The organism is Hydrogenophaga sp. UC242_53 (assembly GCF_042696965.1).
In the GTDB taxonomy this organism is placed as follows: Bacteria; Pseudomonadota; Gammaproteobacteria; order Burkholderiales; family Burkholderiaceae_C; genus Hydrogenophaga.
Genome location: NZ_CP170552.1, coordinates 1,751,424 through 1,776,926, shown reverse-complemented (window position 1 = coordinate 1,776,926; position 25,503 = coordinate 1,751,424). Strand labels below are relative to the sequence as shown.

General features: G+C 67.0%; 15 protein-coding genes and 4 pseudogenes. 6 read left to right on the top strand and 13 right to left on the bottom strand.

The window, feature by feature from the left end:
- Positions 1-59: 59 nt before the first annotated feature.
- A pseudogene (locus ACFJI0_RS09135) lies at positions 60-1,720 on the top strand (4-hydroxyphenylacetate 3-hydroxylase family protein).
- Positions 1,721-1,802: 82 nt separating this feature from the next.
- A complete protein-coding gene (locus ACFJI0_RS09130) occupies positions 1,803-2,357 on the top strand; it encodes a C40 family peptidase (protein WP_382158445.1) in 555 nt (184 codons plus the stop codon).
- 42 nt (positions 2,358-2,399) lie between these two features.
- On the opposite strand, the gene ACFJI0_RS09125 is transcribed toward ACFJI0_RS09130, so the two are convergent.
- A complete protein-coding gene (locus tag ACFJI0_RS09125; RefSeq protein ID WP_382324413.1) occupies positions 2,400-3,386 on the bottom strand; it encodes a Bug family tripartite tricarboxylate transporter substrate binding protein in 987 nt (328 codons plus the stop codon).
- Positions 3,383-4,318, bottom strand: a complete 936-nt coding sequence (locus ACFJI0_RS09120; RefSeq protein WP_382324411.1) for a LysR family transcriptional regulator — start codon at positions 4,316-4,318, stop codon at positions 3,383-3,385. Before ACFJI0_RS09120 ends, ACFJI0_RS09125 begins: the two co-directional genes overlap by 4 nt.
- Positions 4,319-4,416: 98 nt before the next feature.
- On the opposite strand from ACFJI0_RS09120, the pseudogene ACFJI0_RS09115 reads away from it, so the two are divergent.
- Positions 4,417-5,770 (top strand): annotated as a pseudogene (locus tag ACFJI0_RS09115) (hypothetical protein).
- 70 nt (positions 5,771-5,840) lie between these two features.
- On the opposite strand, the gene lpdA reads toward ACFJI0_RS09115, so the two are convergent.
- Genes lpdA through aceE form a run of 3 tightly spaced genes read right to left on the bottom strand, consistent with a single transcriptional unit; the run spans position 5,841 to position 12,092 of the window.
- On the bottom strand, positions 5,841-7,682 hold the full coding sequence (lpdA, locus tag ACFJI0_RS09110) for a dihydrolipoyl dehydrogenase (RefSeq protein WP_382324409.1): 1,842 nt from the start codon (positions 7,680-7,682) through the stop codon (positions 5,841-5,843).
- Positions 7,683-7,694: 12 nt separating this feature from the next.
- A complete protein-coding gene (aceF, locus tag ACFJI0_RS09105; RefSeq protein ID WP_382324407.1) occupies positions 7,695-9,365 on the bottom strand; it encodes a dihydrolipoyllysine-residue acetyltransferase in 1,671 nt (556 codons plus the stop codon).
- 15 nt (positions 9,366-9,380) lie between these two features.
- Positions 9,381-12,092, bottom strand: a complete 2,712-nt coding sequence (gene aceE / locus ACFJI0_RS09100) for a pyruvate dehydrogenase (acetyl-transferring), homodimeric type (RefSeq protein WP_382324405.1) — start codon at positions 12,090-12,092, stop codon at positions 9,381-9,383.
- Positions 12,093-12,308: 216 nt separating this feature from the next.
- Between aceE and ACFJI0_RS09095 the strand changes: the two are divergent.
- The 3 genes and pseudogenes from ACFJI0_RS09095 (at position 12,309) to folD (ending at position 16,428) form a co-directional block, all read left to right on the top strand.
- Positions 12,309-14,865: pseudogene (locus ACFJI0_RS09095) on the top strand (PAS domain S-box protein).
- A complete protein-coding gene (locus ACFJI0_RS09090; RefSeq protein ID WP_291119523.1) occupies positions 14,862-15,488 on the top strand; it encodes a response regulator transcription factor in 627 nt (208 codons plus the stop codon). The pseudogene ACFJI0_RS09095 and the gene ACFJI0_RS09090 overlap by 4 nt, the downstream one beginning before the upstream one ends.
- An 87-nt stretch (positions 15,489-15,575) precedes the next feature.
- A pseudogene (folD, locus tag ACFJI0_RS09085) lies at positions 15,576-16,428 on the top strand (bifunctional methylenetetrahydrofolate dehydrogenase/methenyltetrahydrofolate cyclohydrolase FolD).
- Positions 16,429-16,432: 4 nt separating this feature from the next.
- Here the strand turns inward: folD and ACFJI0_RS09080 are convergent.
- The 8 genes from ACFJI0_RS09080 to lpxA form a co-directional block, all read right to left on the bottom strand.
- Positions 16,433-16,870 (bottom strand): DUF4149 domain-containing protein, encoded by a 438-nt coding sequence (locus ACFJI0_RS09080; RefSeq protein ID WP_382324403.1) that lies wholly within the window; start codon positions 16,868-16,870, stop codon positions 16,433-16,435.
- A gap of 6 nt (positions 16,871-16,876) precedes the next feature.
- The gene (gene greA / locus ACFJI0_RS09075; RefSeq protein WP_382158465.1) at positions 16,877-17,353 is read right to left on the bottom strand and encodes a transcription elongation factor GreA; all 477 of its coding nucleotides are present in this window, start codon (positions 17,351-17,353) and stop codon (positions 16,877-16,879) included.
- Positions 17,354-17,501: 148 nt separating this feature from the next.
- A complete protein-coding gene (gene carB, locus ACFJI0_RS09070) occupies positions 17,502-20,759 on the bottom strand; it encodes a carbamoyl-phosphate synthase large subunit (protein WP_291121637.1) in 3,258 nt (1,085 codons plus the stop codon).
- A gap of 24 nt (positions 20,760-20,783) precedes the next feature.
- Positions 20,784-21,950, bottom strand: a complete 1,167-nt coding sequence (gene carA / locus ACFJI0_RS09065) for a glutamine-hydrolyzing carbamoyl-phosphate synthase small subunit (RefSeq protein WP_382324401.1) — start codon at positions 21,948-21,950, stop codon at positions 20,784-20,786.
- Between the two features lie 197 nt (positions 21,951-22,147).
- Positions 22,148-22,924, bottom strand: a complete 777-nt coding sequence (locus tag ACFJI0_RS09060) for a TrmH family RNA methyltransferase (protein ID WP_382324399.1) — start codon at positions 22,922-22,924, stop codon at positions 22,148-22,150.
- Positions 22,921-23,568, bottom strand: coding sequence for a ribonuclease HII (gene rnhB, locus ACFJI0_RS09055; RefSeq protein ID WP_382158471.1), 648 nt, complete (start codon positions 23,566-23,568; stop codon positions 22,921-22,923). The genes ACFJI0_RS09060 and rnhB overlap by 4 nt, the downstream gene beginning before the upstream one ends.
- On the bottom strand, positions 23,540-24,685 hold the full coding sequence (gene lpxB, locus ACFJI0_RS09050; protein ID WP_382324397.1) for a lipid-A-disaccharide synthase: 1,146 nt from the start codon (positions 24,683-24,685) through the stop codon (positions 23,540-23,542). Before lpxB ends, rnhB begins: the two co-directional genes overlap by 29 nt.
- Positions 24,686-24,692: 7 nt before the next feature.
- On the bottom strand, positions 24,693-25,487 hold the full coding sequence (lpxA, locus tag ACFJI0_RS09045; RefSeq protein WP_382324395.1) for an acyl-ACP--UDP-N-acetylglucosamine O-acyltransferase: 795 nt from the start codon (positions 25,485-25,487) through the stop codon (positions 24,693-24,695).
- Positions 25,488-25,503: the final 16 nt, after the last annotated feature.

The window sequence follows — 25,503 nt, the reverse complement described above, 5'->3', positions numbered from 1 at the left end:
CAATGCTCGAGAGGCAAAAAATACGTCGACCGTCAATCTATCCACGAGGCATCCATCCCATGAACAACTCACTGGCTCACCCACCCACGCTCATGAGCGGCGAGGATTTCCGCGAATCCCTGCGCGAGCGCAAGCCGCGCGTGTTCGTGGACGGGCGCGCGGTGGACAGCGTGGCCGATGAACCGGGTTTGCAACCCGGGATCAACGCCATTGCCCTCACCTATGACTTGGCCCTCCAAGCCCGGTACGCGCCGCTGATGACGGCGGTCCAGCAGACCAGCGGCCGCCGGGTGAACCGCCTCAGCCACATCAACACCAGCAGCGGCGACCTGCTCAACAAGCTGGAAGCCGTGCGCCTGGTGTGCCAGGAGACCGGTTGCGCCCAGCGCTACCTCACCCACGACGCGCTCAACGCCATCGGCCAGGTCTCGGCCCGCATCGACGATGCCCGTGGGACCACCGAGCACACCCAGCGCTTCCTGAACTACCTGCACCGCGTGCAGGATCAGGACCTGACCCTGGGCGTTGCGCGTGACCGATGCCAAGGGCGACCGCAGCCGCCGTCCGCATGAGCAGGCCAACGTGGACAGCTACGTGCACGTGGTGGAGAGAAACGCACGCGGCATCGTCATCAGCGGCACCAAGGCCATCGTCACCGGCGCGCCCTATGTGCACGAGCTGCTGGTGATGCCGTGCCGCCACATGGGCCGCGAGGACGCCGACTTCGCCGTCTGCTGCGCCGTGCCCATCGACGCACCGGGCCTGACCATCGTCGCCCGACCCGCCGGCCGGCCCGGCGAAAAGGTCGAACATGGCGAGGCCCTGTTCAGCCGCAAGTACGGGCAGAGCACCGGCGTCTGCATCTTCGACCGGGTGTTCGTGCCCTGGGACAGCGTGTTCTACGCCGGCGAGTGGGAGCACTCCAGCCACCTCACCTACAGCTACGCCACCCACCACCGCCACACCTGCATCGGCGCGCGCGCCGGCTTTGGCGATCTGCTCATCGGCGCCGGGGCGCTCATGTGCGAAGCCAACGGCTTCGACCCGGGCCGGGAAACCCACCTGCGCGAACAAATGGTGGAACTGATCACCATCACCGAGGGCTTCTACGCCTGCGGTGTGGCGGCCAGCGTCTATGGCAAGGCCGACCCGCACAGCCAGACCTTCATGCCCGACCCCGTGTTCTCCAACATCGGCAAGCTGCTGCTGCGCAACGCAGATCTACGACATGCACCGCATCGCCCACTACGTGAGCGGCGGCCTGATCGTCACCCTGCCCGGCCCGGACGAAGACCACAACCCCGAAACCGGCGCGAAACTCTCGGACGTGCTGCGCGCCAACCCCGACGTGCCTTACGAGCAGCGGATCCAGACGGCGCGTTTCCTGGAAGACCTGACCGCCGGCTACCAGGGCGGCTGGTACAGCGTGATCAGCCTGCACGGCGGTGGTTCACCGGCCGCCATGAAGCAGGAAATCTGGCGCAACTACCCGGTGGGCAACAAGGTCGAGCTGGTCGAACGCCTGCTGGAACGCGGCGTGGCGGCCGACGGCAGCGCTGCCGCATCGCCTCACGACCCGGCACGCGCCATCACGAAAAACCGCCAACCCGGCAAGTGCTGCGACACCGGCTGCACCGCGCCCGGCCAGCCCGTGATGGTGAATCTTCCGTCGGTCACCAGCAGCCTTCCGTCGCGAGCCGCCCCGCTGGCCAGGAAGTGAATACGAAAGTGGTTGTAAATCAAGGGGTTGGCGCTCGATTCTCGCTTGACTTCCAGCAGCAGCGCCGATACCCTCACGCCCTATGTCGCGTTGGCTCCCCATTCTTCTGCTGTGCGGTTCGGCCGTGGCCCACGCCGCGCCGGGCACCACCAACGGCTATGAAGACATGGACTCGCTGCTCAACGACAAGGGCCTGATGGCCCGCATCGGCCAACAAGTGCAGCATGCCCGCGAGACGGTGAGCGACCAGGCCTCCAGCCTCGTGATCAACGCCATGGCCTTCCTCGACGTGCCGTACCGCTACGGCGGCAACAGCGCCGAAACGGGCTTCGATTGCAGCGGCTTCGTGCGCGCGGTGTACGAACAATCGCTGGGCAAGATCCTGCCCCGCCGTTCCGACGAACAGGCCGCGGCCACACAGACCATCGACCGCAGCGAACTCAAGCCGGGCGACCTGGTGTTCTTCAACACCATGCGCCGGGCCTTCAGCCACGTCGGCATCTATGTGGGCGACGGCAAGTTCATCCACTCCCCGCGCAGCGGTGCCCAGGTGCGCATGGAAGACATGCGCATGGCCTACTGGAACAAGCGCTTCAATGGCGCGCGCCGCGTGCCGGTGGCCGACAAGGCTCCCTGAGCCATCCTGGCCATCACGGCCACCGCGTCGCCGCCCCGACGCTCACTCCATCTTGATGTTCGCGCCCTTGAGCTGGCGATTGCTGCGCCATTCCTCGGCAATGCGGCGCGCGAAGGAAGGCCGGTCGCCGAGCGCGGGCAGGTTGTCCGACGCCAGCAGCCGCTCGCGAATGGGGGGCGTCTGCACCGCCGCGTTGATTTCCGCATTCAGCCGGTCCAGCACCTGCGGCGGCGTCCCACCCGGCGCGAACAGGCCGAACAGCGAAGTGACATTGGCCTGGGGCAACCCCAGCTCGGCAAACGTGGGCACCTGCGGCAAGACCCCCAGGCGCTGCGGCGCGCCCACGGCCAGGGGCTTGAAACGACCGGCCTCGATGTGGGCCAGCTGCGCCGGAGCCACGTTGGTCGACAGCAACTCGAACTGCCCGCCCAGCGCGTCGGTGAGCTGCTGGCCACCGCCCTTGTACGGAATGTGCGTGACCACCACGCTGCTGCCCAGCTGCACCTGTTCCAGCACCAGATGGCCGGCGGTGGCCAGGCCGGAGGTGGCCCAGCGCAGCGCGCCTGGATGGGCTTTGGCTTGCGCGAGCAAGTCCGCAAAGCCCCGGCCGGTGAAGGTCGGCGTGCCCACCAGCAGCACGGGCGTGTACATCACGCTGGCCACCGGCTCGATGTCTCGAAACGGGTCGTAGCCCACCGCACCGAGGTGCGGGCGCAGGGTCAAGGGGCTGACCGCCGAGAAGGCCAGCGTGTGTCCGTCGGCCGGCGCGCGCGCCAGCGCCTGCAGCCCCACGCTGCCGCCCCCACCACCCCGGTTTTCCACCCGCACCGCCACGCCGAGTTGCCACGACAGGCGCTCGGCCAGCGCACGCGCGACGCCATCGCTGAGCCCGCCCGGTGGGTACACGACGATGATGCGCAAGGGCTGAGAAGGCCACGCGGGCTGCGCATGGCTGGCCCGTGGACCGACGACGCCCGCCAGCGCCAGCAGCGCCGGGATCGCTTGCCGACGCGACAGCCCTTCTCTCATGCCACGGTGCGCCCCCGTCGCGCGCGCGCCTGGGCCTTGCGCGCCGTGTCCCGGGCGATCTTGAGGAAATGCGAGGCCGGGCCGGAGGCTTCGGCCGAGCGGTACACCAGGGTCAACGGCGCATCCAGCGGCGTGCCTTCGCGCAAGGGCAGATAGACCACCGCGTGGGGATGCAGCCCGCTCATGGAGGTCGGCACGACCGCGATGCCCGCGCCCGCGGCCACCAGGTTCAGGCTGGTCACCATGCGCTCGACCTCGGCGGCGATGCGCGGACGAAAACCATGGGCTTCGCACAGCGCCAGCAGGTTGGCGTACAGCCCCGGGGCACCGGGTTGCCGCACCAGGATGAAGCCCTCCTCGCGCAGGTCCGCCAACGCCAGCGCGCCCGACCGGCGTCGCGCCAAGGCGTGGTCGCCGGGCAGCGCCACCAGCACCGGCTCGCGCAGCAGCACCTCGAAGGTCAGGCTCTCGGGCTGCGACACCGGCACGCGGATCAGGCCGCAATGCAGCCGCCCCGCCTCCACCGCCTCGGTGATGCCGGCCGCGTGGTCTTCGCGGATCGACAGTGCGATGCCGGGCCAGGCCCGCCGGCAGGCGCGCAAGGCCTCGGGGGTGAAAGCATGCGCGGCGGCGGAGCTGGTGAAGCCGACATGGAGCACACCGAGTTCGCCGCGCGCCACGCGCGCCATGCGCTGCTCCATGGCCGCCATGTCGTCCACCAGCTGGCGCGCTTCCCGCTCGAACAGGCGCCCGGCGTCCGACAACGCCACGCCCTTGGGATGGCGGTGGAACAAGGCAACGCCCAGCTCCTTTTCCAGTGCCTTGATCTGCAGGCTCAGTGGCGGCTGCTGGATGCCCAGGCGCTCGGCCGCGCGGGTCATGTGGCCGGCCTCGGCGACGGCCAGGAAGTAGCGCAGGTGCCTGATTTCCATATCTGAAAGGTATTGAAATTCGGGTTTCAGTATATTTGACATGGGGTGGCGGCGCACCTATCGTCCGCGTGGATTCGAACAACCACAGGAGACCTTTCATGCCCCTTCGCCCCATCGCGCTGCTGGCGCTGGCGGCCCTCGCCGGCCACAGCGGCGGCGCCATCGCCCAGGTGCCCACCGACCCTCAGCCCCGCGCCTGCCCCGCCGAAGTGCCGGCCGGTGCCACCTGCCACACCGGCGAGGACGGGCTGGGCGGCTTCTACTGGATCGCCCTGCCCGCCGGGTGGAAACCTGAGACCGGCGTGCTCGTGGTGCATGCCCATGGCGGCCCCGCCGACACCGGCCCGGCCACGCTGGCGCGCGGCGAGGAAGACCTCAAACGCTGGGCCGTGACCGTCAAGGCCGGCCACGCCTGGGCGGGCGCCACCTACCGCCGGGGCGGCTTTGGCGTGAGCATGGCGGCCGAGGACACCGAGCGCGTGCGCCGCGTCTTCGTGAAGCATTTCGGCCCGCCCCGCCGCACCATCCTGCACGGGCAAAGCTACGGCGGCTCGGTCGCCGCCAAGGGCGCCGAGCTGTACGCCATGGTGGACGGCCCCAACGGACCCGTCAAAGGCCCTTACGACGGCATGCTGCTCACCAGCGGCATGCTGGGCGGCGGCACCCGCGCTTACGACTTCCGGATCGACTTGCGCGTGGTCTACCAGTACGTGTGCAAGAACCACCCGAAGGCAGACGAGCCCCAGTACGCGCTGTGGCAGGGCCTGCCCATGGACGCCAAGCTCACGCGCGCCGAACTGGCGAACCGCGTGGACGAATGCACCGGCGTGCGCAAGCCCGCCGCGCAACGCACCGAACAGCAGAAGACCAACCTCGCCAACATCGTCAACGTCATCAAGATCCCCGAGCGCTCGCTGATCGCCCACCTCAACTGGGCGACCTGGCTGTTCCGCGATCTGACGCAGCTGCGCCTGGGCAACCGCAACCCGTTCAACAACGCCAACGTGCGGTACACCGGCTCCACGGACGACGCGGCCCTGAACGCGGGCGTGCTGCGCTACACCGCCGACCCGGCGGCCGTGGCCGAGCTGGCGAAGGACAGCGACCCCGAAGGCCGGATCAACATGCCCGTGCTCTCGCTGCACGCCGTCAACGACCCGACCGCGTTCGTCGAACTCTCTTCCGCCTACCGCGAGACACTGGATCGCGCGGGCAAGGGCAACCTGCTGGTGCAGACCTTCAGCGACGAGTCCGAGCACAGCTACCTGAGCGATCCGCAGTACCCCGCGCTGTTCACCGCGCTGCTCAACTGGATCGACAAGAACGAGAAGCCCACGCCCCAGACGGTGCGCAGCACTCTGCAAGGGCTACGAGGCCGCGTATGGCGACACCTGCAAGCTGCTGCCCGACTACCGGAGCGCGCCGCTGGCCAGCCGCGTCCCGGCTCGCTGAACGCGGCCCATGAAAAAAGCCGCCGACCCGTGAGGGCTGGCGGCTTCTTCTTTGGCCGGCGTCCCGGCGCTTACTTGCGCTGCGGCGGCACGTCCGTGCAGGAGCCGTGGGCGATCTCGGCCGCCATGCCGATGCTCTCACCCAGCGTGGGGTGGGGGTGGATGGTCTTGCCGATGTCCACCGCGTCCGCGCCCATCTCGATGGCGAGGGCGATCTCGCCGATCATGTCGCCTGCATGCGTGCCCACCATGCCGCCGCCCAGGATCTTGCCGTGGCCATGGGCCTCGGGCGAGTCGTCGAACAACAGCTTGGTCACGCCTTCGTCGCGGCCATTGGCGATGGCGCGGCCCGAGGCCGTCCAGGGGAACAGGCCCTTCTTGACCTTGATGCCCTGCGCCTTGGCCTGGTCCTCGGTCAGGCCCACCCAGGCCACCTCGGGGTCGGTGTAGGCCACGCTCGGAATGACGCGCGCGTTGAACGCCGCGCTGGCCAGTTCCTTGTTGCCCTGCAGTTCACCCGCGATCACCTCGGCCGCCACGTGCGCCTCATGCACCGCCTTGTGCGCCAGCATGGGCTGGCCCACGATGTCGCCAATGGCGAAGATGTTGGGCACGTTGGTGCGCATCTGGATGTCGACGTTGATGAAGCCGCGATCCGTCACCGCCACACCGGCCTTCTCGGCGCCAATCTTCTTGCCGTTGGGCGTGCGGCCCACGGCCTGCAGCACCAGGTCGTAGGTCTGCGGCGCGGGCGCCGTGCCACCCGGCTCAGCGCTCTCGAACGTCACCTCGATGCCGGCCGGCGTGGCCTTGGCCGACACCGTCTTGGTCTTGAGCATGATGTTGTCGAAGCGCGGCGCATTCATCTTCTGCCAGATCTTCACCAGGTCGCGGTCGGCGCCCTGCATCAGGCCGTCGAGCATCTCCACCACGTCCAGGCGAGCGCCCAGGGTGCTGTAGACCGTGCCCATTTCCAGGCCGATGATGCCGCCGCCCAGGATCAGCATGCGCTTGGGCACTTCCTTGAGCGCGAGCGCACCGGTGCTGTCCACCACGCGCGGATCGTCCGGCATGAAGGGCAGGCGCACGGCCTGCGAACCGGCGGCGATGATGGCCTTCTTGAAGCCGATCACCTGCTTCTTGCCCGTCTTCTCCTGGCCGGTGGCCCCCGTGGTCTCTTCCACTTCCAGGTGGTTGGCGCCCACGAAGGAACCGACACCGCGAACGGTCGTGACCTTGCGCATCTTGGCCATGGCGGCCAGGCCACCGGTGAGCTTGCCGATCACCTTTTCCTTGTGGCCGCGCAGCTTCTCGATGTTGACCACCGGGCGGCCGAACTCCACGCCCAGCGCCGCCATGTGGCTGACCTCGTCCATCACCGCCGCCACGTGCAGCAGCGCCTTGGAAGGAATGCAGCCCACGTTCAGGCACACGCCACCCAGGGTGGCGTAGCGCTCGACGATGACGACCTTCAGGCCCAGGTCGGCCGCGCGGAAGGCCGCGCTGTAGCCGCCAGGACCACCGCCGAGCACGACCACGTCGCACTCGAGATCGGCGCTGCCGCCGAAGCTGGCGGCGGTCGGCGCAGCCACCGGGGCCGCAGCCGGCGCCGCGGCGGGTGCCGCTTGTGGCGCGGGTGCCGGTGCGCTGGCGGCGGACGCGGCGGCGGCCTCACCCGCGGCTTCCAGCGTCAGCACCACGCTGCCCTGCTTGACCTTGTCGCCCAGCTTGACCTTGAGCTCCTTGACCACGCCCGCCTGGGAAGACGGAATCTCCATCGAGGCCTTGTCGGACTCGACCGTGATCAGGCTTTGTTCGGCCTTGACCGTGTCGCCGGGCTTGACCAGCAACTCGATCACCGCCACTTCGTCGAAGTCGCCGATGTCGGGGACTTGAATATCGATGAGTGCCATCTGCGTGGTCCTTTACAGCAACACGCGACGGAAGTCGCTGAGGATCTGGCCGAGGTACACGTTGAAGCGGGCGGCGGCGGCGCCGTCGATCACGCGGTGGTCCCAGGTCAGCGAGAGCGGCAGCATCAGGCGCGGCTGGAAGGCCTTGCCGTCCCACACCGGCTCCATGGTGCTCTTGCACACGCCGAGGATGCGCGCTTCGGGCGCGTTGATGATGGGCGTGAAATAACGCCCGCCAATGCCACCCAGGCTGGAGATGGTGAAGGTCGCCCCGCTCATCTCGGCCGGGCTCAGCTTGCCCTCGCGCGCCTTCTTGGCGAGTTCGCCCATTTCCTGGCTGATCTGCAGCACGCCCTTCTTGTCGGCGTCCTTGATCACCGGGACCATCAGGCCGTTGGGCGTGTCGGCCGCGAAGCCGATGTGCCAGAACTGCTTGTAGATCAGGGCATCGCCGTCGATCGAGCTGTTGAACTCGGGGAATTTCTTGAGCGCGGCCACGCAGGCCTTGATCAGGAAGGCGAGCATGGTGACTTTCACGCCGCTCTTCTCGTTTTCCTTGTTGGTGGACACGCGGAAGGCTTCGAGGTCGGTGATGTCGGCGTCGTCGTGGTTGGTGACCGCCGGGATCATGACCGCGTTGCGCAGCAGGTTGGCACCACTGATCTTCTTGATGCGGCCCATCTCCTTGCGCTCGATCGGGCCGAACTTGGCGAAGTCGACCTTGGGCCAGGGGATCAGGCCCAGGCCCGCGCCGTCGCCACCACCGCCGGCCGGGGCCTTGGCCGCCTGCGCCTTGGTCTGCATGGCGCCGGCCATCACGGCCTTGGTGAAGCCTTGCACGTCGTCCAGCACGATGCGGCCCTTGGGACCGCTGCCCTTGACCTCTTCCAGCGGCACACCGAGTTCACGGGCGAACTTGCGCACCGAGGGCGAGGCGTGGGGCAGGCCCAGCGGGGCCGTGGCGGTGGGGTTGTGGGCCGGTGCGGCGGCGGCGGGCGCCGATGCCGTGGCGGCCTGGGGTGCTGCCGCTGCGGCAGCAGGTGCCGCGGGCGCGGCCGTCGGTGCGGCGGCGGGCGCCGGCGCTGCGGCGGCAGCGGCGCCTTCCAGAATCGCCAGCAGGTCACCGATGTTCACGGTGTCGCCGATCTTGACCTTGAGCTCCTTGAGCACGCCAGCGGCCGAGGACGGGATTTCCATCGAGGCCTTGTCGGACTCGACCGTGATCAGGCTCTGCTCCACCGAGATCTTGTCGCCGGGCTTGACCAGCACCTCGATCACCGCGACGTCCTTGAAGTCGCCGATGTCGGGCACACGCACCTCCACCGGGCCGGCGGCCGCAGCGGGCGCCGCCGCAGGCGCGGCAGCCGGTGCCGCAGGGGCCGAGGCCGGTGCAGCGGCTGCCGCCGGTGCGGCCGCCGCCGGGGCCGAAGCGGCTGCGGCCTCTCCCGCCGCCTCCAGCACCAGCACCACCGAACCCTGCTTGACCTTGTCGCCCAGCGCGACCTTGAGTTCCTTGACCACGCCGGCCGTGCTGGAAGGGATCTCCATCGAGGCCTTGTCGGACTCGACCGTGATCAGCGACTGCTCGGCCTTGACCGTGTCACCCACCTTTACCAGCAGTTCGATGACCGCCACTTCATCAAAATCCCCGATGTCCGGGACCTTCACATCAATCAGTGCCATGTTCTTGTCTCCGGATTACGCGTACAGCGGGTTCACTTTGTCGGCGTTGATGCCGTACTTCTTGATCGCCTCGGCCACCTTGGCCACCGGCAGCTTGCCCTCTTCGCTCAAGGCTTTGAGCGCGGCGACCACGATGTAGTGGCGGTTGATCTCGAAGTGCTCGCGCAGCTTGCTGCGGAAATCGCTGCGGCCGAAACCGTCCGTGCCCAGCACCTTGTACGTGCGCTCCTTGGGAATGAAGGGGCGGATCTGCTCCGCGTAGTTCTTCATGTAGTCGGTGGACGCGATCACCGGGCCGGTGGTGGCGCTCAGCTGCTGCGCCACGAAGGGCACGCGCGGCGTTTCGGCCGGGTGCAGCAGGTTCCAGCGGTCGGCGTCCTGGCCGTCGCGGGCCAGTTCGTTGAAGCTCGGGCAGCTCCACACACCAGCGCTCACGCCCCAGTCCTTCTCCAGCAGTTCCTGCGCGGCGATGCTTTCGCGCAGGATGGTGCCGCTGCCCAGCAGTTGCACGCTGGGCGCGTCCTTCTTGAGGGCCGGCGCCTGCTTGCAGTAGTACATGCCCTTGATGATCTGCTCCTCCGTGCCGGGCTGCAGGCCGGGCATGGGGTAGTTCTCGTTGAGCAGCGTCAGGTAGTAGAAGACGTTGTCCTGCTTCTCCACCATGCGCTTCAAGCCGTGGTGCAGGATCACCGCCACTTCGTGCGCGAAGGTCGGGTCGTAGCTGATGCAGTTCGGGATCGTGCCGGCCAGGATGTGGCTGTGGCCGTCTTCGTGCTGCAGGCCTTCGCCGTTGAGCGTGGTGCGGCCCGAGGTGCCGCCCAGCAGGAAGCCGCGCGCCTGCATGTCGCCCGCCGCCCAGGCGAGGTCGCCGATGCGCTGGAAGCCGAACATGGAGTAGTACACGTAGAACGGCACCATGATGCGGTTGCTCGTGCTGTAGCTCGTGGCCGCCGCGATCCAGCTGCTCATGCCGCCGGCTTCGTTGATGCCTTCCTGCAGGATCTGGCCGGCCTTGTCTTCCTTGTAGTACATCACCTGGTCCTTGTCGACCGGGGTGTACTGCTGACCGTGCGGGTTGTAGATGCCGACCTGGCGGAACAGGCCTTCCATGCCGAAGGTGCGGGCTTCATCCACCAGGATGGGCACGACGCGCGGGCCCAGGGCCTGGTCGCGCAGCAGCTGGGTGAGGAAACGCACATAGGCCTGCGTGGTCGAGATCTCGCGGCCTTCGGCCGTCGGGTCGAGCACGGCCTTGAAGGTGTCGAGCGAAGGCACGGTGAAGCTTTCGTCGGCCTTCACGCGGCGCTTGGGCAGGTAGCCGCCCAGGGCCTGGCGGCGCTCGTGCAGGTACTTCATTTCCGGCGTGTCTTCGGCCGGCTTGTAGAACGGGATCTTGGAGAGTTCGCTGTCCGGGATCGGCAGGTTGAAGCGGTCGCGGAAGATCTTGATGTCCTCGTCCGTGAGCTTCTTGGTCTGGTGGACCGTGTTCTTGCCCTCGCCCGCCTTGCCCATGCCAAAACCCTTGACGGTCTTGATCAGCAGCACGGTGGGCTGGCCCTTGTGGTTGACCGCCTTGTGATAAGCCGCATAGACCTTCTGGGGGTCGTGGCCGCCACGCTTGAGGTTCCAGATGTCGTTGTCGCTCAGGTGGGCGACCATCTCCAGCGTCTTGGGATCGCGGCCGAAGAAGTGCTTGCGCACATAGGCGCCGTCGTTGGCCTTGAACGACTGGTAGTCGCCGTCGACCGTGTCCATCATGATCTTGCGCAGCGCGCCGTCCTTGTCGCGCGCCAGCAGCGAGTCCCACTCGCTGCCCCACAGCAGCTTGATCACGTTCCAGCCGGAGCCGCGGAACTCGCCTTCGAGTTCCTGGATGATCTTGCCGTTGCCGCGCACCGGGCCGTCCAGGCGCTGCAGGTTGCAGTTCACCACGAAGATCAGGTTGTCCAGGTTTTCACGGGCGGCCAGGCTGATGGCGCCAAGCGACTCGACTTCGTCCATCTCGCCGTCGCCGCAGAACACCCAGACCTTCCGGTTCTCGGTGTTGGCGATGCCACGGGCATGCAGGTACTTCAGGAAACGCGCCTGGTAGATCGCCATCAGCGGGCCCAGGCCCATGGACACCGTGGGGAACTGCCAGAACTCGGGCATGAGCTTGGGGTGCGGGTAGCTGGAGAGCCCCTTGCCGTTGACTTCCTGGCGGAAGTTGAGCAACTGCTCTTCGGTCAGGCGGCCTTCCAGGTAGGCGCGGGCGTACACACCGGGGGACACGTGGCCCTGGATGTAGAGGCAATCGCCGCCGTGGTTCTCGCTCTCGGCATGCCAGAAGTGGTTGAAGCCGGCGCCGAACATGTGGGCCAGCGAGGCGAACGAACCAATGTGACCGCCCAGGTCGCCCCCGTCCTCGGGGTTGTGGCGGTTGGCCTTGACCACCATGGCCATGGCGTTCCAGCGCATGTAGGCGCGCAGGCGTTCTTCGATCTCGATGTTGCCCGGGCAGCGCTCTTCCTGGTTGGGCTCGATGGTGTTGACGTAACCGGTGGTGGCCGAGAACGGCAGGTCGATGCTGTGCTGGCGGGCTTCTTCCAGCAGCTGTTCGAGCAGGAAGTGCGCGCGCTCGGGGCCCTCACGCTCGATGACGGCGGCCAGCGCCTCCATCCACTCACGGGTTTCCTGGGAATCCGCATCGGCGGCACCACGGGCATTGAGAGCGTCATTCGCTGACATTGTTGTCTCCTGTTGGTTTGAATCGAGCTTACGGAGGTCCATCCGCACTGTCACTGATTTTTCCACAAAAGCTTTTCATTTTCAACATATGCTTTATGTTTTTATATTGTGAAAATTTAAACGGTTGACGAGACGGGCCTTGGGCGCGACAAAACACGCGTTTCTCCAGCCCCTCCGAAGGGCGTGGAGCACCCACTCACGTAGACTCTCGGGTTCATGATTCCCCTGCCCCAAACCACGCCACCCAACAGCCCGCCTGCCCAGGCCGTCTGGTGGAAGCGCTGGTGGCGCCGCCTGCCGCCGTCCCGCCAGGATCGCTTCGCCACCCTCGGCCCCTTGCTGGCCGTGCTCCTGTTCCTCTCGGCCATCGTGGTCGCCATCACCTACCTGCGTTACGAGGAACTCGAACGCGAACAGGAGGCCGTCACGCGCGACGTGGAGTACGCCCAGCAGCGCCTGCGCCTGCGCCTGCTCGAACGGCAGGAGCAGCTCATGCGACTGGCCCGTGAAGTAGGCAACAAGGAGATCGAGAGCGAGGAGTTCGAGTTCCAGGTCGAATCCCTGGTGAGCCAGTTCCCCGAGATGCTGGCCATCAGCTGGATCGATGGCCGTCGCAACGTGCTGCGCAGCCTACGCCTCGCCCAGCGCGCCTGCGGCGCTGGTGCGCCCCGTGGGCACGGTGCTCTCGGCCGGCGAAACCGACGGCTCCTTCGACCTGGCCCGGGACCTGCGCCAACCCATCTACTCGCGCCCGCTGGGCGAGGACGCGCGCAATTCCACGCTGATGCTGCACGTGCCGCTGAGCGAGCAAGGCCGCTTCTCCGGCACCATCATGGGCGAGTACTCGGTCGACGGGCTGATGCGTTTCGGCATCCCGCCGGAAATCATGGCCCGCTATGCCGTGGCCTTGGTGGACGACCGCGGCCGCGTGCTGGCCGGCAGCCTGCAGACACCCACCAGCGTGCTGCGCCTGCTGCCGTGGTCCAACCCGCCGCTGGAGCACGAGGTGCCCGTCTCGCCGGTGGGCAACGGCCTGATCCTGAAAGCCCAGGGCTACCGCACCTCGCAGGACATCGTGGGCAGTGGTTTCTTCTGGGTCATCGGCGCACTCTCCGCGCTCACGGTCTGGATGCTGCTCGGCACCTGGCGCCACACCCGCCGCCGCGTGCAGGCGCAGCAGGCGCTGGTGGCCGAGACCAACTTCCGCCGCGCGATGGAAAACTCCATGCTCACCGGCATGCGCGCCCTCGATATGCAGGGGCGCATCACCTACGTCAACCCGGCCTTCTGCTCGATGACCGGCTGGACCGAAGGCGAGCTTGTCGGCCGCACCGCGCCCTTCCCCTACTGGCCGGAAGAGGAACATGATCAACTCGCCGCGCGCCTGGAAGACGAGCTGCGTGGCCGCTCCACGCCCGGTGGCTTCGAGGTGCATGTGAAGCGCCGCGACGGCAGCATCTTCGACGCGCGCATGTACGTCTCGCCCCTGATCGACCCCAAGGGTCACCAGACCGGCTGGATGACGTCCATGACCGACATCACCGAGCCCAAGCGCATCCGGGAGGAGCTTTCGGCCTCCTACGAACGCTTCACCACGGTGCTGGAGTCTTTGGACTCCGCGGTCTCGGTCGCGCCCCTGGGCAGCGACGAGATGCTGTTCGCCAACAAGATGTACCGCCTGTGGTTCGGTACCCGCGGCCAGGGGCACCGCCACCTGGTTGATCTGGCCGGCAACCAGCCCTCCCCCAGCCCCGACGACGGGGATGCCGTGGACGCCTTCGCCGGCATGCCCACCGAAACGCTGACCGACGCTGGCGCGGAGAACGCGGAAGTGTTCGTGGAAGAACTGGACCGCTGGCTGGAGGTGCGCACGCGTTACCTCACTTGGGTCGACGGCCGGCTCGCCCAGATGGTGATCGCCAGCGACATCACGCCCCGCCGCTACGCGGAAGAACAAGCCTCTCGCCAGGCCGAGCGCGCGCAGACCGCGAGCCGCTTGATCACCATGGGAGAGATGGCATCGAGCGTGGCGCACGAACTCAACCAGCCGCTGACCGCGATCACCAACTATTGCAACGGCATGATCTCGCGCGTGACCGAGCAGCGCATCACCACCGACGAGTTGCTGGGCGCGCTGGAGAAGACCTCGCGCCAGGCCCAGCGCGCGGGGCAGATCATCCAGCGCATCCGGGCCTTCGTGAAGCGCAGCGAACCCGATCCCACGCTGTCCGACGTGGCACAGATGGTGAGCAACGCGATCGAACTCGCCGACATCGAGTTGCGCCGGCATCAGGTGCGCCTCTCACCCTACGTGGCCGCGCGCTTGCCGAATCTCATGGTCGATCCCATCCTGATTGAGCAGGTGTTGATCAATCTCCTCAAGAACGCGGGCGAAGCCATCGCCCAAGCGGGGCGCGCACCGGGCGAACGCTATGTGGAGCTGCGCGTCGGGCCACGCCGCCTGGACGACGTGGACGTGGTGGAGTTCTCGGTGCGCGACTCGGGCAATGGCGTGCCCGACGAAATGATCGAGCGCATCTACGAAGCCTTCTACAGCACCAAGAGCGAAGGCATGGGCATCGGCCTCAAACTGTGCCGCAGCATCGTCGAATCGCACCACGGCCGGATGCAGGTTCAGAACATCTACAATGGTGAAGAGGTGGTGGGCTGCTGCTTCAGCTTCTGGATCCCCGTGATCTCTCGGCTGCAGAATCTCAGCGCCGCGGCCGGGCCCGCCACAGAGCCGCTGACGGACACTGAAAGAGCGAGATGAGTTTGATCCCCAAAAAAGGCAGCGTCTACGTGGTCGATGACGACGAGGCGGTGCGCGACTCTCTGCAATGGCTGCTCGAAGGCAAGGACTTCCGGGTCCGATGTTTCGAATCGGCCGAAGCCTTTCTGAGCCGCTACGACGCACGCGAAGTGGCCTGCCTGATCGCCGACATCCGCATGGGCGGCATGACCGGCATGGAACTGCAGGAACGCCTGATCGAGCGCCAGTCGCCCCTGCCCATCGTCTTCATCACCGGCCACGGCGATGTGCCCATGGCGGTGGAATCGATGAAGCGCGGCGCGCTCGACTTCATCCAGAAACCCTTCAAGGAAGACCAGCTCGTGGCCCTGGTCGAGCGCATGCTCGAACACGCGCGCGAAGCCTTCGCCACCCACCAGCAGGCGGTCAGCCGCGATGCCCTGCTCTCCAAGCTCACCAGCCGCGAGGCGCAGGTGCTCGAACGCATCGTCGCCGGCCGGCTGAACAAGCAGATCGCCGACGACCTGGGCATCAGCATCAAGACGGTGGAGGCGCACCGCGCCAACATCATGGAAAAGCTCGGCGCCAACACCGTGGCCGACCTGCTCAAGATCGCGCTGGGGCAGACCCCGGCCAAGGCCTGAACCCCTTCATCAGCCACACCCATTCCCCCTAACGCCCGCCGCTCTCCCGGCGGGCGTTTGCATTTCAACCGTAGACACTCTCCAGCCATGACCGCCCAACTCATCGACGGCAATGCCCTCTCCCGCCAACTGCGCGCCGACGTCAGCGCCCGCGTCACCGCCCTCAAGGCCAAAGGCATCACGCCGGGCCTGGCCGTGATCCTGGTCGGCGAGAACCCGGCCTCGCAGGTCTATGTGCGCAACAAGGTCAAGGCCTGCGAAGACACCGGCATGCACTCGGTGCTGGAGCGCTGGCCCGCCACCCTCAGCGAAGCGGAGTTGCTGGCGCGGGTCGATGCGCTCAACCACGACGCGACGGTTCACGGCATCCTGGTCCAGCTGCCCCTGCCCGCCCACATCGACGCCCAGAAGGTGATTGAAGCGATCTCTCCGGCCAAGGACGTGGACGGCTTCCACATCGCCAGCGCGGGCGCTCTGATGACCGGCATGCCCGGCTTCTGGCCCTGCACGCCCTATGGCTGCATGAAGATGCTGGAGAGCATCAGCTGCGAGCTCAAGGGCAAGCACGCGGTGGTGATCGGGCGCAGCAACATCGTGGGCAAACCGATGGCCCTGATGCTGCTGCAACAGAACGCCACCGTGACCATCTGCCACAGCGGCACCAAGGACCTGAAAGCCCTGACCCTGCAGGCCGACGTGATCGTGGCGGCCGTGGGCAAGCGCAATGTGCTCACGGCCGACATGGTCAAACCCGGCGCCGTCGTGCTCGACGTGGGCATGAACCGCAACGACGAAGGCAAGCTCTGCGGTGACGTGGATTTCGACGGCGTGAAGGAAGCTGCGCAGCTGGATCACGCCCGTGCCCGGCGGGGTGGGCCCCATGACCATCACCATGCTGATGGTCAATACGCTGGAGTCGGCCGAGCGTCTGGCGGCCTGAGGCCTCAGCGAGCCGGTGCCGTGCTCAAGCGCCAGAGCACGGCACCGGCACACAGCCACTGGCCCAGCACCATGGCGGTGCCCACGCCATGCCACAGGCGCAGGTTGCCGCCGCTGGCGCGCGCGGTGACGATGTTCTGCGCCACACCGAATTCCTGCAGCAGCGCCAGCAACATGCCCAACACCACGATGCCCAGCGTGGTCATGGTGGCACCATTGGGCGGGCCACCCTGCTCATTGCCGCGCCGCAACATCACCAGCAGCGCCAGGCCCAGCAACAGGCCTGCGTAACACTGCAGGGAAAAGAGCTTGGCGGCGACCGGCCCCGCCACGGCGGGATTGCCCAATTGGGCGAACAGCGTCGGCACCGCGAGAAAACTCAGCGCCGTGATGCCACCCCACCACAGCGCGGCGATGAAGATGGAAACACGGTGCAGTGGCATGGCCTATCAGGCGTAACGCACCGCGACGATTTCGAAGCGCTTGGTGCCACCCGGCGCCTGCACTTCGGCCACATCGCCCTCTTCCTTGCCGATCAGCGCGCGCGCGATCGGGCTGCTGATGTTCACCAGGCCCAGCTTGAGATCGGCCTCGTCCTCGCCCACGATCTGGTAGGTCACGGCCGCGCCGCTGTCTTCGTCTTCCAGCTCCACCGTGGCGCCGAACACCACACGGCCGCCCGCATCGAGTGCGGCCGGGTCGATGATCTGCGCGGCCGAGAGCTTGCCTTCGATTTCGGCGATGCGGCCTTCGATGAAGCCTTGGCGGTCTTTCGCGGCGTCGTACTCGGCGTTCTCGCTCAGGTCCCCCTGCGCGCGCGCCTCGGCGATCGCGTTGATCACCCAGGGGCGATCCACGGTTTTCAAGCGCTGCAACTCTTCCTTGAGTTTTTCGGCGCCGCGTTTGGTGATCGGAATGGTGGCCACTGTGATGTTCTCCTACTGCTTCCGGCTCTGCGCCGGCACAAAAGCAAACCGCCGGGCGTTGCCGCTCGGCGGTGTTCATGAAAGGGCATTATGCCGCGAAAGAAAGCGGTGTCCACACGCATCGGCCGAGCCGATGCGCGGGCCAGCCTCAGAGTTGCGCGTGCATCTCCTGCACCGAGATCACACCCAGCTTGTCCAGGTACTGCATGCCCTCCACCGCGGCTTCAGCGCCAGCGATGGTGGTGAACGTGGTCACGCGCGCCAGCAAGGCCGAGGTGCGGATGGCCCGTGAGTCGGCGATGGCGTTGCGGCGCTCTTCCACGGTGTTGATGACGAGCACGATGTCGCCGTTCTTGATCGCGTCGACGATGTGAGGGCGGCCCTCGGTGACCTTGTTCACCGTCTGCACCGCGACCCCAGCGGCGGCGATGGCCGCCGCCGTGCCGCGCGTGGCGACCAGCGAGAAGCCCATCTCGACGAGCTGGCGCGCGATCTCCACCGCGCGCGGCTTGTCGCTGTTCTTCACGGTCAGGAAGACCTTGCCCGAGGTCGGCAGCTTGGTGCCGGCGCCGAGCTGGCTCTTCACGAAGGCCTCGCCAAAGGTCTTGCCCACGCCCATCACCTCGCCGGTGGACTTCATCTCGGGGCCGAGGATGGTGTCCACACCGGGGAACTTCACGAACGGGAACACCGCTTCCTTGACGCTGAAGTACGGCGGCGTCACTTCGGCGCCGATGCCCTGCTGGTCGAGCGACTGGCCGGCCATGCAACGCGCCGCCACCTTGGCCAGCTGGATGCCCGTGGCCTTGGACACGAAGGGTACGGTGCGCGAGGCACGCGGGTTCACTTCGAGCACGAAGATCACGTCCTTCTTCACGCCGTTCTCTTCCACCTCCTGGATCGCGAACTGCACGTTCATCAGGCCGACCACGTTCAGGCCTTCGGCCATGGCGGCGGTCTGGCGCTTGAGCTCATCGACCGTCGCCTTGCTCAGGTAGTACGGCGGCAGCGAGCAGGCGGAGTCACCGCTGTGCACGCCGGCCTGTTCGATGTGTTCCATGACGCCGCCGATGAAGACGCGGCCGGTGGCATCGCGCACCGCGTCCACGTCGCACTCGATGGCATCGTTCAGGAAGCGGTCCAGCAGCACGGGCGAGTCGTTGCTGACCTTGACGGCCTCGCGCATGTAGCGCTCGAGGTCGCGCTGCTCGTGCACGATCTCCATGGCGCGGCCACCGAGCACATAGCTCGGGCGCACCACCAGCGGGTAGCCCAGGGCAGCCGCCTTCTCCAGCGCCTCCGGTTCGGCGCGGGCGGTGGCGTTGGGCGGCTGGCGCAGGCCCAGGGTGTGCAGCAGCTGCTGGAAGCGCTCGCGGTCTTCGGCCGCGTCGATCATGTCCGGGCTGGTGCCGATGATGGGCACACCTGCGGCCTCCAGGCCCAGCGCGAGCTTGAGCGGCGTCTGGCCACCGTACTGCACGATCACGCCCACCGGCTTCTCCTTGTCCACGATCTCCAGCACGTCTTCCAGCGTGAGGGGTTCGAAGTACAGGCGGTCGCTGGTGTCGTAGTCGGTCGACACGGTCTCGGGGTTGCAGTTGACCATGATGGTCTCGTAGCCGTCCTCGCGCATGGCGAGCGCGGCGTGCACGCAGCAGTAGTCGAACTCGATGCCCTGGCCGATGCGGTTGGGACCACCACCCAGCACCATGATCTTCTTCTTGTTGGTCGGCTCGGCCTCGCACTCACCGTCGCCATGGCCTTCGTAGGTGGAATACAGGTAGGCGGTGTCGGTCGCGAATTCGGCCGCGCAGGTGTCCACGCGCTTGTAGACCGGGCGGATGTTCTCGGCGATGCGGCGCTCGCGCACGGCCTGGTCGTTGGTCTTGAGCAGCTTGGCCAGGCGGCGGTCGGAGAAGCCCTTCTTCTTCAGGCCACGCAGCGTGTCGGCGTCGATCGCGTCGAGGCTGGTCTTTTCCAGCGCGAGTTCGATCTTCACGATCTCTTCGATCTGCACCAGGAACCAGGGATCGATCTTGGTGAACTGGTGCACTTCTTCGAGCGTCCAGCCGGCGGCGAACGCGTCGCCCACGTACCAGATGCGGTCCGGGCCGGGTTCGCCGAGTTCGCGCTCCAGCGTCTCGCGGTCCTGCGTCTTCTCGTTCATGCCGTCCACGCCCACTTCCAGGCCACGCAGGGCTTTCTGGAACGACTCCTGGAAGGTGCGGCCCATCGCCATGACCTCGCCCACGCTCTTCATCTGCGTGGTCAGGCGGCTGTCGGCGGTGGGGAATTTCTCGAACGCGAAACGTGGGATCTTGGTGACCACGTAGTCGATGCTGGGCTCGAAGCTCGCGGGCGTGGCGCCGCCCGTGATCTCGTTGCGCAGTTCGTCCAGCGTGTAGCCGATGGCCAGCTTGGCGGCCACCTTGGCGATCGGGAAGCCGGTGGCCTTGGACGCCAGCGCCGAAGACCGCGAGACGCGCGGGTTCATCTCGATGACGACCATACGGCCGTCCTTCGGGTTGATGGAGAACTGCACATTGGAGCCACCGGTGTCCACGCCGATCTCGCGCAGCACGGCCAGCGAAGCGTTGCGCAGGATCTGGTATTCCTTGTCGGTCAGCGTCTGGGCAGGCGCCACGGTGATCGAATCACCGGTGTGCACACCCATGGGGTCCAGGTTCTCGATCGAGCAGACGATGATGCAGTTGTCCGCCTTGTCGCGCACCACTTCCATCTCGTACTCTTTCCAGCCGAGCAGCGACTCTTCGATCAGCAGCTCGTTGGTGGGCGAGGCTTCCAGGCCGCGCTTGCAGATGGTCTCGAACTCTTCCGGGTTGTAGGCAATGCCGCCGCCCGTGCCGCCCAGCGTGAAGCTGGGGCGGATCACCACCGGGAAGCCGACGGTCTTCTGCACGCCCCAGGCCTCTTCCATGCTGTGCGCGATGCCCGAGCGCGCCGACCCCAGACCGATCTTGGTCATGGCGTCCTTGAACTTCAGGCGGTCTTCGGCCTTGTCGATGGCCTCGGGCGTGGCGCCGATCAGCTCCACGTCGTATTTGGCGAGCACGCCGTTGCGCCAGAGGTCGAGCGCGCAGTTCAGCGCGGTCTGACCGCCCATGGTCGGCAAGATGGCGAAGCCACCCTGGGCCAGCGGGCGTTCCTTGGCGATGATCTTCTCGACCGTCTGCCAGGTGATGGGCTCGATGTAGGTGACGTCGGCCGTGGCCGGGTCGGTCATGATGGTCGCGGGGTTGCTGTTGATCAGCACGACCCGGTAGCCCTCTTCGCGCAGGGCCTTGCAGGCCTGCACGCCAGAGTAGTCGAACTCACAGGCCTGGCCGATGATGATCGGGCCGGCGCCGATGATGAGGACGGTTTGAATGTCGGTTCTTTTGGGCATGGTTCGCTGGGGATGTGCGCCGGCTCAGGCGGTGGCGGGCACGCGGGCCTGCATCAGGTCGATGAAACGGTCGAACAGGTAACCGATGTCGTGCGGGCCGGGCGATGCCTCGGGGTGGCCCTGAAAGCAGAAGGCCGGCTGGTCGGTGCGTGCCAGGCCTTGCAGCGTGCCGTCGAACAGGCTCACGTGCGTGGCGCGCAGCGTGGCGGGCAAGGTCTTTTCGTCGACCGCGAAGCCGTGGTTCTGGCTGGTGATGCTCACGCGGCCGTTGTCGAGGTCCTTCACCGGGTGGTTGGCACCGTGGTGGCCGAACTTCATCTTGAAGGTCTTGGCCCCACTGGCCAGCGCCAGGATCTGGTGGCCCAGGCAGATGCCGAAGGTCGGCACGCCCGCTTCGATGATCTCGCGCGTGGCGGCGACGGCGTAGTCGCAAGGCTCCGGGTCGCCAGGGCCGTTGGACAGGAACACGCCGTTGGGCTTGAGCTTGAACACGTCGGAGGCTGGCGTCTGCGCCGGCACCACGGTGATCTTGCAGCCCCGCTCGCTGAGCATGCGCAGGATGTTGTACTTCACGCCGAAGTCGTAGGCCACCACGTGGAAGCGCGGCGCGATCTGCTCGCCATAGCCGAAGCCGAGTTGCCACTCGGTCTGCGTCCAGGCGTAAGGCGCCGTGGCCGAGACCACCTTGGCAAGGTCGGTGCCGGCCATGTTCGGCGCAGCCTTGGCCGCAGCCAGGGCCTGGGCGCGGTGCGCCTCGGTGATGGCTTCGCCGGCCGGCAGGGCCAGGATGCAGCCGTTCTGCGCGCCATGCGTGCGCAGGCGGCGCGTGAGCGCCCGGGTGTCGAGGTCGGCGATGGCCACGGTGCCTTCGCGCTGAAGGTACTGCGAGAGCGTTTCGTTGCTGCGGAAGTTGGAGGCCAGCAGAGGCAGGTCTTTGATGATCAGGCCAGCGGCGTGGACGCGGCTGGCTTCCACGTCTTCGGCATTGACGCCGGTATTGCCAATGTGCGGATACGTCAGCGTGACGATCTGCTGGCAGTAGCTGGGATCGGTGAGGATTTCCTGGTAGCCGGTGAGCGAGGTGTTGAACACCACCTCGCCCGTGGTCTGACCGGTGGCGCCAATGGAAACGCCTGTAAAGACCGTGCCGTCGGCGAGCGCGAGAAGGGCTTTCGGGTGGACGGGAAGCACGGAATTCTCCAGAGTGGGGCGGCAACGTCTTCGCGCCGGCGGCAGGTGCCGCGCAGGCCTCGCACCCGCCTCGCGCCGGCCGGAGCCGGGGCAGAAACGGAGCAAAAACCTGGGGTGGTGAGCCGGGGCGCGCAGGGTTGCGCTGATTGCGGGTAAACCGTGGAATTATAGCCCGGGTCGGTCAATCGACCGACGGGTCACGAAGCCAATCCGGCTGCGCTGGCGTGCAGGCAAATGGCGGCGGCGGCGGCCACGTTGAGCGACTCTTCTCCGCCGGGCTGGGCAATGCGCACGAAAGCCCCGGCACGGGCCATCAGGGCCTCGCCCACGCCCTGCCCTTCGTGACCCAGGACCCAGGCGCAGGGCCACGGCAGCCGGGCCTGATGCAGCCAGTCGCCCTGGTGGGAACTGGTCACCAGCATCGGCACGTCCAGCGCCGCGAGATCGTCCGCTGCCAGGCCTTCGATCAAGCGCAGCCCGAAATGCGCCCCCATGCCGGCACGCACCACTTTGGGCGACCACAGCGCGGCAGTGCCCTTGAGGGCCAGCACCTGACCAAAACCGAAAGCCGAGGCGCTGCGCAGGATGGAGCCCACATTGCCCGCGTCCTGCAGGCGGTCCAGCACCACGGTGGCCGTGCCGCCCTGCACCGCCAAGCCGGGCGGCAAGGACCAGACAAAGCCCACGCCGGCGGGCGACTCCAGCCCGCTGATGCCTGCCATCAGGGCGTCGGGCAGGGTGACCACGTGATCGGTGGCATCGCGCAGGTCGTGCGGGGCCTGCGGCCAGAAGGATTCGGTGAACACCGCGGTGAGCGGACGCTGCCCGCGCGCCAGCAAGGCCCGGCAAAGGTGATCCCCCTCCAGCCAGACCTGGCCTTGCTTTCGGTAGGCGGTGCCATCCTGCACCAGCAGGCGCAGGCGTTTGAGCAGAGGGTTGTCGCGCGAAGTGATGGCCAGGGGCGATGCCGTCATGGCTCACCGCCCTCGTCCGCTGCGGGCACCACCAAGGCACGCGCGACCGGCGCGAACGAGCGCCGATGCACAGCCAGGGCGCCATGCACCCGCAAGGCCTGCATGTGTTGCGCCGTTCCGTAGCCCTTGTGCTGGTCGAATCCGTACTCGGGGTGCTGCAGGTGCAGCTCGCACAACAGGCGGTCACGCGTGACCTTGGCCAGGATGGACGCGGCCGAAATCGACGGCACCAGCGCATCGCCCGACACGATGGCCTCGGCCAGCACGTCCAGTGTCGGCAGCCGGTTGCCGTCCACCAGCACCTTGGCCGGCTTCAGGCGCAGGCCCATGACCGCCCGGCGCATGGCCAGCATGGTGGCCTGGAGAATGTTGAGCTGGTCGATCTCCTCCACCGAGGCCTGCGCCACACTGCAGCACAGCGCCTTGGCGCGGATTTCGTCATACAGTTTTTCGCGGCGCAATGCGGTCAGTTGCTTGGAGTCCGCCAGACCCTTGATGGGCGAGCGGTCGTCCAGGATCACGGCGGCGGCCACCACCGGCCCGGCCAGGGGGCCGCGCCCGGCCTCGTCCACGCCCGCGAGCAGTCCGGGCACGTCCCAGATCAGCGGGGCCTGTTCAGCCTTCAAGAACTTGTTCGATCGCATCGGTGGCCAGTTGGGCGGTGTCTCGTCTCAGTGTGTGGTGCAGGTCGGTGAATCGCTGCTGGAGTGATGCGATTTTCGCAGGTGCGTCGAGCCAGTCCAGCACCGCCCGCGACAGCGCCTGGGGTGTGGCCGCGTCCTGCAGCAGCTCGGGCACCACGAATTCGCCACACAGGATGTTGGGCAGGCCCACCCAGGGCTGCAGCTGCTTGCGCCGCATGATCTGCCACGAGAGCCAGTTCATGTTGTAGGCGATCACCATGGGCCGCTTGAACAGCGCGGCCTCCAGCGTGGCGGTGCCGCTGGCGATCAGCGTCACATCGCAGGCGGCCAGCGCGGTGTGCGACTGACCTGGGATCACCGTCAACGCGCCATCCAGCCCGGCGGCACGGGCCGCGGCCTCGATGCGCTCGCGCAGCGCTGGCACCGCCGGCACCACGAATCGAATCCCCGGGCGCTCGCGCCGAAGCCGCACGGCCGCTTCAAAAAAACGGGCGACCAGGTACTGCACCTCCGACGCGCGACTGCCCGGCAGGATGGCGACCACCGCGTCCTCCTCGCGCAGGCCCAACTGGGCGCGCGCTGCCGCGCGGTCTGGCTCCATGGGGATCACATTGGCCAGCGGATGGCCGACGTAGGTCGCCGCAATGCCATGCCGCGCCAGCAGCTCGGGCTCGAACGGAAAAATACAGAGCACGTGGTCGGCGCTGCGCCGGATCTTGTCGACCCGGTCCGCGCGCCAGGCCCAGATGGACGGGCAGACGAAGTGCACGGTGCGAATGCCCCCCGACTTCAGGTTGGCTTCCAGATCCAGATTGAAATCGGGTGCGTCCACGCCGATGAACACATCGGGGCGCGTCGATGTCAGCAAGCGCTGCTGCAACTCGGCACGGATGCCCACGATCTCGCGGTAATGGCGCAGCACCTCGACATACCCACGCACCGCGAGCTTCTCGCTGGGCCACCAGGGGTCGAAGCCCTGCGCCACCATCTGCGGGCCACCGATGCCGAACGAGTGAAGATCGGGCCAGCGCTGCCGGACACCACCCAGCAACAGACCGGCGAGCAGGTCGCCCGACGTCTCACCCGCCACGAGGGCAAAACGCTTGGACGGATTCATCAAGGCCTCAGCGGACGATGCCGCGCTGGGGCGACACCTGCCCGAGGAAGTCCAGCATCATCGCCACATCGGGCGCCGCCTCGGGCGTCTTGTCGGTCAGCCCGTGAATGCGCGCCACGGCCTCTTCCAGCTTGAGATCGTCCCGGTACAACGCCTTGTGCATGGCCTTCACGGCCGAAATGCGCTCGGGCGAAAAGCCCCGGCGGCGCAGGCCTTCGAAATTCATCGAACGCGCCTGGGCGGGCTGGCCCTGGCACATCACAAACGGGGGCAAGTCGGCAAACAGCAGCGAGCACATGGCGGTCATGGCATGCGCACCGATGCGCACGAACTGATGCGCCACGGTGAAACCGCCGAGGATCACCCAGTCATCCACCACCACGTGGCCGGCGAGCTGCGAGTTGTTGGCAAAGATGGTGTGATTGCCTACCACGCAGTCGTGCGCCAAATGCACATAGGCCATGATCCAGTTGTCGTTGCCGACCTGGGTCACCGCACGGTCGCCCGGCGAGCCGATGTTGAAGGTGCAGAACTCGCGGATCGTGTTGCGGTCACCGATGACCAGTTCGCAGGGCTCGCCCGCGTACTTCTTGTCCTGTGGAATCGCCCCCAGCGAGTTGAACTGGAAGATGCGGTTGTCGCGGCCGATGGTGGTGTGACCTTCGATCACGCAGTGGGCGCCGACCGTGGTGCCGGCACCGATCTTCACGTGTGGCCCGATCACGGTGTACGGCCCCACGCTCACCGAGCTGTCGAGTTCGGCGGCAGGGTCGACCAGCGCAGTGGGATGAATCAGAGACACGAGGCGCGCTCTCCCA

What these genes read in the sequence shown, in the direction of transcription:
- ACFJI0_RS09130 (WP_382158445.1), top strand. Translation starts at nt 1,803, where the DNA reads ATGTCGCGTTGGCTCCCCATTCTTCTGCTGTGCGGTTCGGCCGTGGCC.
- ACFJI0_RS09080 (WP_382324403.1), bottom strand. Translation starts at nt 16,870, where the DNA reads ATGCCACTGCACCGTGTTTCCATCTTCATCGCCGCGCTGTGGTGGGGT.
- ACFJI0_RS09125 (WP_382324413.1), bottom strand. Translation starts at nt 3,386, where the DNA reads ATGAGAGAAGGGCTGTCGCGTCGGCAAGCGATCCCGGCGCTGCTGGCG.
- ACFJI0_RS09060 (WP_382324399.1), bottom strand. Translation starts at nt 22,924, where the DNA reads ATGACGGCATCGCCCCTGGCCATCACTTCGCGCGACAACCCTCTGCTC.
- rnhB (WP_382158471.1), bottom strand. Translation starts at nt 23,568, where the DNA reads ATGCGATCGAACAAGTTCTTGAAGGCTGAACAGGCCCCGCTGATCTGG.
- carB (WP_291121637.1), bottom strand. Translation starts at nt 20,759, where the DNA reads ATGCCCAAAAGAACCGACATTCAAACCGTCCTCATCATCGGCGCCGGC.
- lpdA (WP_382324409.1), bottom strand. Translation starts at nt 7,682, where the DNA reads ATGGCACTCATCGATATTCAAGTCCCCGACATCGGCGACTTCGACGAA.
- ACFJI0_RS09090 (WP_291119523.1), top strand. Translation starts at nt 14,862, where the DNA reads ATGAGTTTGATCCCCAAAAAAGGCAGCGTCTACGTGGTCGATGACGAC.
- ACFJI0_RS09120 (WP_382324411.1), bottom strand. Translation starts at nt 4,318, where the DNA reads ATGGAAATCAGGCACCTGCGCTACTTCCTGGCCGTCGCCGAGGCCGGC.
- aceF (WP_382324407.1), bottom strand. Translation starts at nt 9,365, where the DNA reads ATGGCACTGATTGATGTGAAGGTCCCGGACATCGGGGATTTTGATGAA.
- lpxB (WP_382324397.1), bottom strand. Translation starts at nt 24,685, where the DNA reads ATGAATCCGTCCAAGCGTTTTGCCCTCGTGGCGGGTGAGACGTCGGGC.
- aceE (WP_382324405.1), bottom strand. Translation starts at nt 12,092, where the DNA reads ATGTCAGCGAATGACGCTCTCAATGCCCGTGGTGCCGCCGATGCGGAT.